Origin of the sequence: Paenibacillus sp. MER TA 81-3 (assembly GCF_023713585.1) — a bacterium.
In the GTDB taxonomy this organism is placed as follows: Bacteria; Bacillota; Bacilli; order Paenibacillales; family Paenibacillaceae; genus Paenibacillus_B; species Paenibacillus_B profundus.
The window spans coordinates 323,214-337,256 of record NZ_JAMAWB010000004.1 but is presented as its reverse complement, the minus strand read 5'-3'; the positions used below and the strand labels follow the sequence as shown (position 1 = coordinate 337,256).

13 protein-coding genes are annotated in these 14,043 nt (G+C 45.8%); 7 read left to right on the top strand and 6 right to left on the bottom strand.

The window, feature by feature from the left end; translation table 11 throughout:
- The 4 genes from M3650_RS07690 to M3650_RS07675 form a co-directional block, all read right to left on the bottom strand.
- Positions 1–1,017 (bottom strand): NAD-dependent epimerase/dehydratase family protein, encoded by a 1,017-nt coding sequence (locus M3650_RS07690; protein ID WP_251573616.1) that lies wholly within the window; start codon positions 1,015–1,017, stop codon positions 1–3.
- A 1,792-nt stretch (positions 1,018–2,809) separates the two neighbouring features.
- Positions 2,810–3,058, bottom strand: a complete 249-nt coding sequence (locus M3650_RS07685; protein WP_019419626.1) for a hypothetical protein — start codon at positions 3,056–3,058, stop codon at positions 2,810–2,812.
- Positions 3,059–3,118: 60 nt separating this feature from the next.
- Positions 3,119–3,775 carry a DUF6060 domain-containing protein gene (locus tag M3650_RS07680; RefSeq protein ID WP_251573615.1) on the bottom strand — a complete coding sequence of 219 codons (657 nt, stop codon included), beginning with the start codon at positions 3,773–3,775 and terminating at the stop codon, positions 3,119–3,121.
- 409 nt (positions 3,776–4,184) lie between these two features.
- Positions 4,185–4,298 (bottom strand): toxin-antitoxin system HicB family antitoxin, encoded by a 114-nt coding sequence (locus M3650_RS07675; protein WP_157259431.1) that lies wholly within the window; start codon positions 4,296–4,298, stop codon positions 4,185–4,187.
- Between the two features lie 259 nt (positions 4,299–4,557).
- Between M3650_RS07675 and M3650_RS07670 the strand changes: the two genes are divergently transcribed.
- Positions 4,558–5,745 carry an MFS transporter gene (locus M3650_RS07670; protein ID WP_251573614.1) on the top strand — a complete coding sequence of 396 codons (1,188 nt, stop codon included), beginning with the start codon at positions 4,558–4,560 and terminating at the stop codon, positions 5,743–5,745.
- A 662-nt stretch (positions 5,746–6,407) separates the two neighbouring features.
- Here M3650_RS07670 and M3650_RS07665 read toward each other — a convergent pair.
- On the bottom strand, positions 6,408–7,172 hold the full coding sequence (locus M3650_RS07665; protein WP_251573613.1) for a TrmB family transcriptional regulator: 765 nt from the start codon (positions 7,170–7,172) through the stop codon (positions 6,408–6,410).
- Positions 7,173–7,339: 167 nt separating this feature from the next.
- Between M3650_RS07665 and M3650_RS07660 the strand changes: the two genes are divergently transcribed.
- Entirely contained in the window at positions 7,340–7,960 is a 621-nt protein-coding gene (locus M3650_RS07660; RefSeq protein WP_251573612.1) for a DJ-1/PfpI family protein, read from the top strand.
- A gap of 18 nt (positions 7,961–7,978) precedes the next feature.
- On the top strand, positions 7,979–8,386 hold the full coding sequence (locus M3650_RS07655) for an NUDIX domain-containing protein (RefSeq protein WP_251573611.1): 408 nt from the start codon (positions 7,979–7,981) through the stop codon (positions 8,384–8,386).
- 70 nt (positions 8,387–8,456) lie between these two features.
- Here M3650_RS07655 and M3650_RS07650 read toward each other — a convergent pair whose 3' ends face one another.
- A complete protein-coding gene (locus tag M3650_RS07650; RefSeq protein WP_251573610.1) occupies positions 8,457–9,758 on the bottom strand; it encodes a hypothetical protein in 1,302 nt (433 codons plus the stop codon).
- Between the two features lie 847 nt (positions 9,759–10,605).
- Here M3650_RS07650 and M3650_RS07645 point away from each other — a divergent pair.
- From M3650_RS07645 to M3650_RS07630, 4 genes are all read left to right on the top strand, one after another.
- A complete protein-coding gene (locus tag M3650_RS07645) occupies positions 10,606–11,538 on the top strand; it encodes a helix-turn-helix transcriptional regulator (RefSeq protein ID WP_251573609.1) in 933 nt (310 codons plus the stop codon).
- A 92-nt stretch (positions 11,539–11,630) separates the two neighbouring features.
- Positions 11,631–12,407: an effector binding domain-containing protein gene (locus M3650_RS07640; RefSeq protein WP_251573608.1), complete on the top strand. Its 777-nt coding sequence runs from the start codon at positions 11,631–11,633 to the stop codon at positions 12,405–12,407.
- Between the two features lie 302 nt (positions 12,408–12,709).
- Entirely contained in the window at positions 12,710–13,171 is a 462-nt protein-coding gene (locus tag M3650_RS07635) for a hypothetical protein (protein WP_251573607.1), read from the top strand.
- A gap of 241 nt (positions 13,172–13,412) precedes the next feature.
- Positions 13,413–13,952, top strand: coding sequence for a hypothetical protein (locus M3650_RS07630; RefSeq protein WP_251573606.1), 540 nt, complete (start codon positions 13,413–13,415; stop codon positions 13,950–13,952).
- Positions 13,953–14,043 lie beyond the last annotated feature (91 nt).

The following is a 14,043-nucleotide window of genomic DNA, read 5'->3' as shown; positions in this document are numbered from 1 at the left end:
CTAGTAATTCCCCTTTCTTTCTTGGAAGTGAGTCGGCTTGTTCCATACTTCTCCGCCCTGCTGCAGCCACTCGGCAATCCAGTCGATCATTTGCATCAACGACACGCGCGGGTATCCGAACAGCTGGAACGACTTCGCCGCGTTGTTGAGCAGCGCCGTATCCGCTTCCTCGCCTTCGATGAGCGGCGGCTGCCCGAACCGTATTCCGAATTGCTCTGCCACCCAGCGCAACGAAATCGTCTCCGGTCCGGTCACGTTAATAATGTTCGGGGGCGTGCTGCATGCCAGCAGCGAGCGAATGGCAATCTCATTGGCATCCCCCTGCCAAATGCAGTTCGCATGCCCCATGCTGATATCAATCGGGCGGTGCTCCTGCACCGACTTCGCAATCTCAAGCAGAACGCCATAGCGCATATCAATAGCATAGTTCAGACGATAAATACTCATTGGAATGGAATACTCCTTCGAGTAATACTCGAATACCCGCTCCCGACCCAAGCAGGATTGCGCGTACTCCCCGACAGGTCCCGTATCCGACAGCTCGCTGGCGCCGCCCTGGAGCACCGGAGTTAACGGATATACGTTCCCCGTCGAGAACACAACGATGCGGGAATTGCGGAACTTCTGCGCCACCTGTCCCGGCAAATAGGTGTTCATCGCCCACGTAAACCCTTCGTTGCCTTTCGTCCCGAACTTGTTGCCCGCCATGTAGATGACGTTCTTCACATCCGGCAGCTGCTCTAGGTCATTCGGATTGAGCAGGTCGGCTGCAATCGTTTTCACGCCGTCGCGCTCCAATTCATCCTTCAGACTTGCAGAAGAGAATCTCGATGCGCCGTACACTTGCTTGTTGGCTCCGGCTTTCTGAATCGCATTCATCGCCAAGCGCGCCAGACTCGGCCCCATTTTGCCCCCGACGCCCAGCAGCATAATATCCCCTTCGATATTGGCCATATCCTGAACCAATGCATCTGACGGCTCCGCTAATTTCGCTTCCAACTCTTCAATCGTTCTCATCCCATTTCCCTTCCTTCTGCTTTAGTGGTGATGCACCGTTCTTAATTTCATGTTAGAAGAAGGGAAATGATTAAGACAAGGAGATTAAATTGTCTTTAAATGCGAGTCTAAAAAATAATTTCATTAGATATAAACAAGTTATATACCAGATATACAATAACTTCGGCAAGATATCAACTTTTGTCAATTAACAAAACAAAAAAGAAACTTATTTATAGTAAATATATAAGGTATTATTAGGTTTATTCGTATTTAGGGACTTTTATATTCTGGTTCAAATCTAGTTATTTAGACTGACTCCCTCAGATGGATCCCCGAATATATAAAAGTGATTACTCGGCGACTAGTCACTTATGTACCATATATATATATCAGAAAGAGTTTTGGTACTAGATTGGAGTTAACCCTTCCGATTTTTTGAACTCGCGTATACGTTAATCGTAACATTGTAGCCGACCACGCTCATGATGTCCTTCAATGGTACGTCCTTCCTTGTCAGCATCTCCTTCACTTTCTCCATCCGCTTCATGTCGACGTAACACATGAGTAATTGACCGGTTCACTCTTTGAATACGCGGGTGACATCGGATGGAGACAATAGCAAGTGGTTGGCAATGATCTCAAGCGAAATAGAGCTGTCCAGATAATGATCGGCGACATAGGCCATAATCTTGTCTGACAGTCCATTGTTCTAATAACTAATATGCTCATCCACTTAGTTGCACATCTCTTGGCACAGTCCTACAATTCGAAGCTTCCAATTCTTCCATCGTTTCATATTCAGTCGTGGCGAGCGGGAGAAATGTGCAAAGCGTAGCGCTTTGATTATATGGATTACGTCGTCGTGCTGCTCTATATCGATGACTATGCCCGGTTCCAGCAGCTTCATTCTACCTCGAAGCATCACATTCTCAAGTGCAGTGTATCCAATATGTTGAAGTAGTTATCTCAGAAAAAAGTAGTAGTTAGATATAAAGTTGAGCTGCCGAATAACCGCACCATTGCCTTGCTGCTTAATCAGGGAGATGTTACCCTTCATGAGCTTCTCCTTCTGATTTTCCCCGAATACCCATTCGCGAACACGGAAGCTGTTCTGTACTTACCATGACGTGTTTGATGGCTGAGAGCAGGATATCATCGTGAGACTCGTAAAGCGACCACACGTCTCGTCACAGAGTTCCACTAGGTGCTCTCGATTGCGGCGATAGAAGTCGGGAACCATGGATAAAAATAAAAGAACTCGCGATTGGCGAGTTCTTTACGGGCGTAACGTTTTTGCATTATCCATTGTCTATCAGCTTCCTCAACTCATCCGTGCTAAACGTTGACGTCACCGCTGTGCTGCACCTTATCCGGGAACATATCAAATGCCGACCTATCTTCTCCAGTGTCGCTACTTTGTCGTTGAGTTTAAAGGCTTCACCTTCCCAATTACGCTTTCTCAGAAATCACGGCCCCATCGGGCTTTAGCTCTATCACGTTCTGGTAGCCAAATACGGGAACTGACTCACATCAACAAATTCCATAGCCAACTTCACCGTGCTCTGTCCGGAACGAAAGGTAGTGCTTGATATCCGCGAAGCCACTCTTTGCCAGCTACTGTGAACGGTTTGTAGTTTGAATTCTCTGTCGTACTTTTTCATCATGTTGGACACCTCGATTATTAATGCTTTTTATTGTTACACTGTCGGTTCTCCGTGTCCAAGGTAAAGTCTAGCATTGGTGTTAACCTCTTATATTTCGTTTACTAGGCAATTCTAATACAAGTCCTGAAATATTTAACTTATCGTAATTAATGGAGCTTATTTTCTTTTTTATTCTCAATTTTTCTATATATAGCCGCAATTACACCAATACATATCAATAAAGAACCACCTATAAATGTGTAATTAGTGATTGACCAAATATAGCCTGGAACAAGAATAAATAAAGTATCCATTTTGCTTCCAGCTTGATCAGCGAAGTTCAAATAGATGATAATTTTCTCTAAACCACTTAAAGCCATAAGTAAGATACCAAATATAATAAAAATCAATGGCAACTTAGATACCTCCTCATTGAAATATAGGATTGAGCAATTACTCAATCCTATATTATCAAATTAGTTTACATATGCTATTGCAAACTCTCCATCAGCATGATCGCCGGCCACTTTTGCAGGAGAAGCTCCCCATACATCTGTCTTAGTGCCCATAGTCTGACATCCAGTCACAGGGTAACACCCCATATAAGTAATATTTCCTTTAGTAAAATTGTACCTAGGAGCAAAAGTTAAATATCCTGTTCTTCCGATTTTTACATAAAGAGTATAAGTTAGATTAGAAGCCGAAGATGTTGACCATTGAAAACTAGCATTTGCCTTAATATAAGATTTATCTCCTGCTGTTAATCCCGCGCCCCAATTTTCAGTTGATGTGATAGTTTCCCCCTTAGAAATTGGACAAGGTAGTGCTGATCCAGTGCAGTTTAGATCCGCACTAGCTTTACGAGGAGTCATTAATTCAGACCATTTTTGTTTTTCAGAGTAATATGACATGTCAACAACATTTAGTGGATTGACAAGTTCTTCAGCGTCGGTGTTTTTGTAAAGATTACTTTTTGAGGAAATCTGAGCGGCTAAAATACGACCTTTTTTCAGACTTTCCATATATTTTTCCAAAGGAACGGGGGTGCCATCAGCCTTAAATGCTTCATAGTATTTTACATTATCTTTTTCATCAATCAGAACCTTTTCTCCGTTTTCATAAATAATCTTCAAACCATAATCATCGTTTGAGGCTTGAGCAAAAGGAGTAGACCCCGAAAACACCAAAACAATGCAACAAAGGCATGCACTAGCAAAAAACTCGCTTTATTCTTCATCTTTCACCCTCCTAATTCTACCCAGGAATAATATATTTATTTTGTGTATATTTTCTCTTAAAATGAGAAATTAGTCCTACTCACAAGGTGAATATAAAAAAGTCGAATATTGTATGTATTATCAATTTTTCACCAGTTTGATGTCGTATATTTTTTATCTATTTTCATGAGAGTGTTTTCCCTTGCGTTATTACCTCCAATCAAAGAGTTCCAGACTTACTTGTATGGATATATACAGTCCGAAACTACCGATTATCTCACCATTCTCTACAAAATAAAAAGCCACTGAATAAGCAGCGATTCAGTTATATTGATAAAGCGACACGCCTTTCACGTTCTGCCTTTTCTGAAAGTTGACAATGTAGCGCTTTAGGGATACGGACATTAAATTTACCACTGAATGCATCTGCTGCGGCCATCGCCAATGTCCCCCCGTATTTAAGCTTCACTTCAACATGCTCGGATACCCGACACCCGGCCACACCAAATATTGCGTTTCTGAGTGATCCTGCATCAATCCGTTGGATTATGTTTGATTTCCTACAAGCGCAATAAATCATTGACAGCGCCGGACTCCTCCCCTCGCAAACGCCCAAAATTGCATTTTTTTGTTGCGCTCCCGCCTAATGGTTACTATAATAGTAGTAACTCTTTAACTTAAAGGAAGGATTGTTCCCCTTGGATTTTCGTGTATATATTTTAGCGCTGGCGGCCTTTGTTGTTGGCACCGTGGAATTGATTATCGGCGGAATTCTTGATCAGATTGCTTCTGATCTGCACATTTCCGTCAGTGCGGCAGGACAGTTGATTACGATCTTCTCGATCGCCTTCGCCGTGTCTGCACCGATTCTGATGAACGCAACAGCGCGATTTGAACGCAAGAAGCTGTATCTGGTCTTTTTGTTCGTGTTTCTTATTTCCAATCTTATCGTCGCCTTCAGCTCGAACTATGTGACCTTGCTGGCGGCACGAGCATTGTCCGCATCAAGCGGCTCATTGCTTATCGTCTTGTCCATCACGATTGCATCGAAGCTCGTTCAACCTGAATACAAAGGGCGGGCCATCGGCGTCATCTATATGGGCATTAGCGGATCGCTCGTCTTGGGCGTGCCGATTGGCATGGTGCTTGGCAATGCGTTTGGATGGAGAGCGCCGTTTCTCTTCGTGGCGCTGCTTACGGTGATGGCCATGGGCGGAATTTATGCCTTCTTGTCGAATGTGCCGCCATCCGCGGTAACATCGCTTCGCAAGCAATTGTCCTCGTTGAAGAACGCTAAGCTCGTGAGCGGACATCTCATATCATACTTGATGCTAACGGGACATTTAACGCTGTATGCTTATTTCACCCCGTATTTGCAGACGACCTTTCAGCTGAGTCCGGGGGCAACAAGCCTCGTCTACTTCCTGTTCGGTCTAGCTGCCGTCTCTGGAGGAGGGCTTGGAGGATTGTTTGCGGACAAATGGGGCACGAGCCGATCGATGCTGCTGATCGTATCGTGCTTCGCCGTGGCGATGTTCATCCTGCCTTTGGCCGCGCAAGTATCGTTCTATGTCTTTATGGCGGCGGTCATGCTCTGGAGTGCGCTCAGTTGGGCACTGTCTCCGGCGCAGCAGAGCTACCTTATGCAGACCGCACCCGAGACGTCTGATATTCAGCTTAGCTTGAATACGGCGGTACTGCATTTGGGCATTGCCAGCGGCTCAATCGTCGGCGGCATCGTCATTGAACAGAGCTCTGTAGCGCATAATGCGTGGGTAGGCTGCATCTTTGTGCTATTGGCGCTTGGCAGCACGGTGTATTCCCTTACCCGCCCTGCTCTCGTCAAGTCTGCTGCTCCTGCCGCACACTCCGCAATGACAGAATAAATGAGGAAACCCGGGGCAGCTGCCTCGGGTTTTGTTATGTGACGCATCTATTTTTGGGCTTTTTGCGCTTCAAGAGTATGTCTTCGTCCTGCTCTTTGCTCCACTATCCCCCTTCATCAGAAAAAAAATAATATAACTCCGCGATTCCCTGCAACGTACCGGATGATCGATATCCTCGCTTAATCTGTAGCATCGTACACGACTTGATTTTCAATGCGAAACTGTTCTTCATTTGCCACTTGATATCCATATCGAAGCAAGTTGAACTCTTGAACCTCGTTGCACTTTGTTTAAGGCGTACTGATATATTTCATCTAATGTGACAAAGGAGGATACATCAAGGATAAAACGCGCTTCTACACTCTTGGCCTACATTTTCGCCCATGAAGAGCATCCATATTTGTCCTGCACTTTCTCTCATATAATGTTATCGATACCTGAACAGGCAGAACATCACATAAAGTGCGTTCATGCTCAGATTAAGTGCGCTCATGCCCAGATTTCCCGCCGCTGCGCCGCTTCTGAGAGATTGGGAGAGTGGGCAAATAGGCCAATTTATAGAACATCGCAGCCCGAATGCCCCCATTTATCCCAATACCATCAACCAACTCAACACGCAAAAAACTCTCGCACGGTTCGGTCTGTGCGAGAGTGTTCTGGATTCAATAGCGCAGCTGCATGAGCAATGATTTCATTTCCTCGTCCTGCATCAGCTCCGCATAATATTTTTGCGATATTTTTGCCAAGGCGACATCATGATAGAAAAATTCGATGAAAAACTTAACGAACGGTTGCGCTCCCGTCCGCATCGCCTGCCAGTACCCGTTCTCCATCCCCGCGAACATGAGCTGTTCCGAATCGGCCACGACGAGCATGAATCGCTCCAGCGTCTGGTGTTCCTCCGTCGGGGCGAGTGTATGCAGCTTCGATACCTTTGCCTGCGGCACGTCCGTTCCCGTCACAAACGCCTCGACGCGGACGCCCTTCCGCTCCTTCCGTTCCAGCAGCGGAACGCATTCCTTGAACTCATCATTCCACATCGAGACGATAATGGAGTGCGCTGCCTCTTCGATCAAATGCTTGCAGTACGCCTCGATGGAGGTGTCCGACTTCAAGCTCCACACTTGGTTATCGGCATAAATTTTACGTTTGTTCAGCTGCTTCAATTGCTCGATGCTATTTTCGAATTCCTTGGACAGCTTATCGATTACGACCTGCAGCGGCAGCGCCAGGTACGTTTTTTTCTTGTCGGAAATGGAGTCTGATACCAAGCCTTTATCACTCAACCGCGACAAAACTTCATATATCTTCGCCTTCGGCACGCCCGAGTGCTTCACCACGGTCGAGGCATCCATCGGGTCTTCACTCGCAACCAACGTCTCATATACTTTGCTCTCGTACTGTGAGAATCCGAATTTCTGAAGCATTGCTCCTCCTTCTGTTCCCTATCCATTCATCCGTATCGGAACGGTGTTCCGCGTTCGCGTTACGACTATCTTACTCCAGCTGTTGCAAAATGAAAAGCGCCTCCCTTAATCCTGTCCACCTTCTTTCAAAATGAATTATAATGTACTAATGAAGGAGATGGTATGTGATGAATCGCCAACGGACAGTAGGAATCGTTCTGTTTGAAGATGTGGAAGTGCTTGATTTTGCAGGACCATTTGAAGTGTTTTCAGTAACATCCTATCCGCAGGAGCATGCGAATGCCGCAGAAGGAGGATCTCCGTTCAAGGTCATGACGATATCGGAAACGGGCGGCATGATCCATGCGCGAAATGGCTTGAAAGTCGTGCCGGATTATAGCTTTCAGAATGCTCCGCATTTCGATATTGTCGTAGTTCCAGGCGGACTTGGAGCGCGTGTGCGCGAGGTGCATAACGAGGCGATGATTCGCTGGATTAAGGACCGCATGGAGTCGGTCGAGCTTATGACCTCGGTCTGCACAGGGGCTCTGCTGCTGGCGCAGGCCGGCCTGCTGGACGGGAAGCAAGCGACGACGCATTGGGCCAGCTATGAGCGGCTGCAGAATGAATATCCGGCCGTGAAGGTAGTGCGCGGCGGCAAATATGTCGACACGGGAAGCATCGTCACCTCGGGCGGCATCTCGGCAGGCATCCATATGGCCTTTCACGTCGTGCGGCGGCTGCTTGGGGTGGACATTGCCCGCGCGACCGCGAAGCAGATGGAATACGACATCGTGTTGGAAGATTGAATAGATAGGAGATAGATAATGTTGAATTCTCAACCTAGAGTCGGCGTGGGTGCCGTCATCATTAATGATTCGAACGAAATATTGCTCGTCCTGCGGGCCCGTCATCCAGAGAAGAATACATGGAGCATTCCCGGGGGCAAGGTCGACTTGTACGAGACACTGGAGGATACCGTCGTCCGTGAAGTCATGGAGGAAGTGGGGCTTCAAGTGCAGGTGCAGCGGCTGCTCTGTACAGCAGAAACGATAGACGCGGGGCGGGAAGATCATTGGATATCCGTCATCTACGAGACTAGAGTCGTCACGGGCGAAGCCCGCAATATGGAGGAAGGCGGAGCGCTCCAGGAAGTAAAGTGGTTCCCGTTAGATCAATTGCCGCCGAACCTAGCTTCCTTCACCTTGCCGGCTATTGACACCCTGCGCTCTTAATCAGATAAGCTTGAAAAAGGCCAGAAACAATCAACGTTTCTGGCCAACTCCATTCAAGGAATCAGTCTCGTTATAACCATTGCGCTCTCCGCTGGATCTGGGTTTGGATTTGGATTCTCGCCACCCTTGCCGACTTGAACGGTTTTCTCGAAGGTTTGAGCTTGCCCGTTGACTGGCTGATCATTTCAATCGCATCGCCAACAATGTCCCACTCGTATGAAGCATTGCTAACGGGAATAAGATAACCGTTTTCGAAGTAACTTTTCAACGTTATCGTTTTTGCATTAGATGGTGCAGAGAAGAAATGATAACCACCGCGCCAACAAAAAGTTTCGCCCTTCCTCAGTTCCGGCGCAGTATCCACAATCTGCAAAAAGTAAGTTTTGCCATAATCTTGAGTAAAGACAACCGGGCGCTCATCCGCAAGATACTGTAATTTACCCAGACCATAATCGCGATCGAGCCAGACGAGCAAATGATGCTGTCCCGCTTCCTGCTTGCTGGAGCGAAGCACATATTTATCAACTTCCGGATGCTCCGCTTTCGTTCCGGAATCACTATAGCCTGCGGCTGAACTGCGGGCTGCAAGCTTATCCCCGGCATAATAACATATCTCGTCATTCCAAGCGCCATTGACCGACTGCAGCCCGTAATATTTGAAAAAGGTGACGTCTTCCAAGGCTTCGATTTCGTTATTTACGTGAACTTGACCGCCTGCAATGTCGTAGGTGACCGTTTCTTTCAATATTTCACGACCGCCGCCGTCCTGTTGCTTCGTATTGTATCCTTGAATATAGTTAACGACTTGAATCGTCACCTTGCTGTTCGGAATCACTTGACCGTCTTTGACTTCCACTCCGTCAGCCCACACTTTGTATTGAACCGTTCTCGCTGTCGGGGAACTATGTATTCCCCCATCGTAGTTGTGATTTCCCCCTGTAAAATCTTGCCCGTTCGCGTTGCCGGACTCATTTGCTTTCACAATATAGGGCCCAATCCAATCCGAGCCTTCCCCTTGCAGCACGCTCGACGCCCGCTTCAAATCCGGACTGACCTCCTTGCCCTCGTTCGGGCTTAACCGCCATTCATAAAAGCTGTGCAGCTTATTCGCCCCAAAATGGTCGAATACGAACCACATATCATAACGCTCGTTGTACTTATGAGCCACTTTGATGTTACTTCCATCCTTAACTACGTATTGCTTCCCTCCCTGTAAAGGATCGCGAATGACCGGATTCTTTAACCCCAGATCCATTTCGATGATGGAATCCGCTCCTTTCAGTTGGTTGAATCGCCAGGGCGACACTTCGACAACGTTGGATTCCGCTTCGATATTTCCAACTGCAGCCCGAATAACGGCTTTACCAGCCATAAGCGCTTTCAATGTTCCCTCTGGCGTAATCTCGATGACGCTCGGCTCCGAACTCGAAAATACCGCTTCTACTGTGACTGGATTGATTTTCCATCATATTTAGGAAAGTAATCGGCAAAAGCAGTTGGAGATAAGACCGATGTCATCAGAAATGCAGCTATCATCAAGCTTAAACCTTGTTTCCACATCTTCATTCACGATTTCACTCCTTCATTTGATCAAAGTAAAGCGTTTACATATATAGTGAAATAAAAAACCTCCCTTCTGCGCACAACTTTCTTGTGGTCTTAACAAAGCGGTGAATTATGCCCCCTTTTAATTATATTTTAAAGGATATATTATTCAATAATATCTACATCATGTTTCGTAAATGAATCGAAAGAAGCATGCGCCTCCCTCCTCTATACCTATAAGCGTCGAAACCATCATAAATTATCGCACTTGATAGGAAGAAAAATATATTGGCCTCGCTCGTATCCTTTGGTATAACATAACTTAGTAAGAGGCGATACTCTCTCCGTTCGGCGTTTCCGCTCAATCTCCCCTTCGGTCAGCAACAACGATTCCCGCATGTCTCAGACGCTAGGCGGTGTGTTCTACGGTGTTGTTGCTGCATCGTCAGAGAAGCAATATTACTAAGGGGCATGTACATACACTAAAGCAAAGTTAACTCACCCTGCAAAGGGAGGCCTCTTCTGAACGAGAGGGAGAATGGAGAGAAGTGCTTGGCAGCGTATCCTTATTGCTGGGAATGTGATCGTTTCTTATAGATTATTCCATTGCAAAAACTTCGTATGATAGCCTAATCAAAAGTTAACATTCTGAGGGAAACCGGAGATGATAAGAAATGAAAATAGATCGCTTGTTGTCCATCGTCATTCTGCTCATTAACCGGAAAATGGTGCAGGCCAAGGAGCTCGCTGACATGTTCGAAGTGTCGGTACGCACCATTTACCGCGATATTGAGGCCATCAATCAGGCTGGCATTCCGATTGTCACCTTTCAAGGGGCGAATGGCGGCATCAGGCTGGCGGAAGGCTACCGGCTCGATCGCAATCTGCTGACGAACGACGAGCTCGCCGCTATCGTCACAGCGCTGCATAGCATCTCCTCCTCCTACCGCAGTCAGGAGAACGACATGCTGCTGGAGAAGATAAGCAGCATTGTCCCGCCTGCCGATTCGGAGCAATTCAACATTAAGACGAAGCAGTTCATGGTTGATTTTTCGCCGTGGGGCAATCATAGCCGGATTGAGGAGAAGCTGGTGAAGCTAAAGCAAGCCATCGAGCAACAGCAACCGGTAACCTTCACCTATTGCAGCGCGGAAGGCAAAGTGACGACACGCTCTGTCGAACCGTACACACTGGTATTGAAGCGGCAGCGATGGTACTTGTACGGCTACTGTACGCTGCGGGAGCAGTTTCGATTTTTCAAGCTGTTCCGCATCAAGGACATGGTGACGGAAGCGCGGCAATTCGAGCGGCAGGATATACCGATCAATCAGCTTCCATGGGAACGGGACTGGAATGCGCCGCATCAGACGGTCCGAATCGTGCTGCGCTTTGAACCGCACGTCAAGCATCTGGCCGAAGAATGGTTCGGCATCGAAGAACTCCAGGAAGACGAGGAAGGCAAATTTGTCGTATCCGTTCCCTTTCCAGAGGATAACTGGCTGTATGGCTTCATTCTCAGCTTCGGCGAAGGCGTGGAGGTTATCGAGCCGGAGCATATTCGCAGCAAGATTCGCAGCATCGCCTCCAATATCGCAACCAAATATTAAGAAGCTGTTCTGTTTATTTATTTTAAACCTGACAGAAGGTTGTCAAGTTCGCTCTTGTATACTGAAGACAAAACGAAACAGGAGTGATACCAATGACTCAACAACAATTGCAACGCGAATGCCAAAGCTGTGGAATGCCGCTGCAGACCGAGGAGCAGCTCGGAACGGACAAGGATAGCAATAAAGTAAAAGATTATTGCATTCACTGCTACCAGAATGGCGCGTTCACGCAGCCGGACATGACACTGGATGAAATGATCGACCTCTGCGTGCCATTCGTCGTGGAGAACGGCATGGAAGAGCAAGCTGCCCGCACGATGCTGCAGGGATACTTGCCCAATCTGAAGCGCTGGGCCGCCCAACACGGCAATGACACGCCGTCCTTGCAGCCAGTAGCGATTGTGGAGCGGGAGGAACTGATGCTTATCGGCGTTTCCGCGCGCACGACGAATGCGCGGGAATTCACGCCGGAAGGGGTTATACCGCAGCTATGGGGGCAATTCTGGCAGGATCAGGTGCAAGCGAAGATTCCGAATCCGGCTGAACCGGGCGTCATCTATGGCTGCTATCACGATTATGAGAACGGCGCCGTGGGCGAATACTCGATTCTCATCGGTTCTAGCGCAAGCTCGCTTGATTCCGTTCCAGAAGGCATGGCTGCCGCAGTCGTACCCGCGGCTAAGTACGCCGTGTTCACCACAGAGCGCGGCCCGTTCGTCAAGGTCGTCACCGAAGCGTGGCAGGCCATCTGGAAATGGTCCGCAACCTCCGGCATGGAGCGCACATTTACCGGCGACTTCGAGCGCTATGATGAGCGGAGCGTAAATCCCGAGGACGCGCAGGTCGATATTTATATCGCGATTAAATAGAGAACGCATTCAAGGCACCGGGACGAATTCCGGTGCCTTATTCCTTGTTCTCTCTGACGTACAGGTAAACAATACATTAACAATACATCCCCTGTTGCAAATACAGCATTTTTAATGTGGTTGGAATATCGTCTAACGAGTTCTAACATATAACTACCGCCGCAATTGGGTGTTGCAGAAGAAACAGTTGGAATTAACATTCTTTCGAAGTTACTTACACTTTTTTAAACTTATTCTTGAAGCTCTACCTACGTCACCTTTTATGCTGATAATTGAGAAATAAATAAAGAAAGGTGACTAAAATGATTAAACCAACAAAAAAAGAAATCTTTTTCGTACAATTAATGCTTGGAATTTCACTGTTGCTTGGTGTCAACCAACAATTTGTGGATTTAAGAGTTTTTTGCTTTATTCTTCACTCCATCCTTTGGGAAGAAGAAAACCTTGATGAATATAATCAGATCGAAAATTCAATTTATAATTTTAGAAGTGCAGAACGAGTCATTCTCGACAGGGAATACTTTTCATTGTTTACGGATTTAAAACAACTAGCAACTAACAAGGTAAGTCCTGATTCCAATGAAGCACAGGCATTCATTAAGAAGTTTGTAGCTCTCTACAAACAAACGCTATCAAAGATAGAAAACATAAAAATAGAGTCAACAAATCAATCTGAGCAACCAAATATACTCGATCCTTTTACTGAAGAAGAAAGGATATTTCTTAAGAGCGCTTTCGATTTTGTGTCAAAGTTACAGGATTGATAAATTTTAAAAGAGGGTACAGAGGGACATTGAAAGAAAGGTGTAATTTCCGTTTCGTTTGATTTAGCGGATTAAAGTGGTGTCGCCCTAATTATTCCTTTGTAATTGCTCGTGTAGACCAACCAAACCAGTTGAGAAGTACTAATTGCACGCGTTCTGCTGTGTAAAAATGGGTGTAGATCATATTGAGTTTCGTATAAAATGATTCGTTGTGGTGACTACCATTTTATACGAAACTAACATGTTCGCAAATGTTCAAGTTAAATTTCATAATCTATTGGAAGGGAGCTATAATTTTAATGAAAAAAATTTATTTATTTTCCATCTGTATTTTAATGTTTTACTGAGTGCTTGCGGAAATACTTTTGATGATGCGATTAAGACAGCAAGCGAATACAAAAAGATTCAATTTGAAGTTCATGACCATAACAATCTTCCAAGTATTGAAAAAATCAAGGAGAAATTAACACCATTTCTAAAGGAAAATTTTTTGGAAACGGAGAGCGCTAATCGGACAATAGCCTTGTCAATAAATGTTGCAAAAACAAAACAGGTTAATATCAATCCAGAAAAAATTGAATTTAAAGTAAATGATAAAAGTAAAAATGACGTAGAAATTGAATTAACATACAGCATGAATCTGGTCCTTACTGACGTGAAAAATAGTAAGAGCAAAATCAAATTAGAAGGAACAATGGATCTGGAGAAAATAAATGATCAGTGGCGTATCAGATATGATAATTATAATAAAGAGGAACTTCTAAAACTCGTCGACCAGTAAACATGCATTGTTAACTACCCGCCACCTATACTTTGCGATCATACTAACAATCGTAGCCCTTCGTTTATTATAAATTTAGTACTTAAATTAA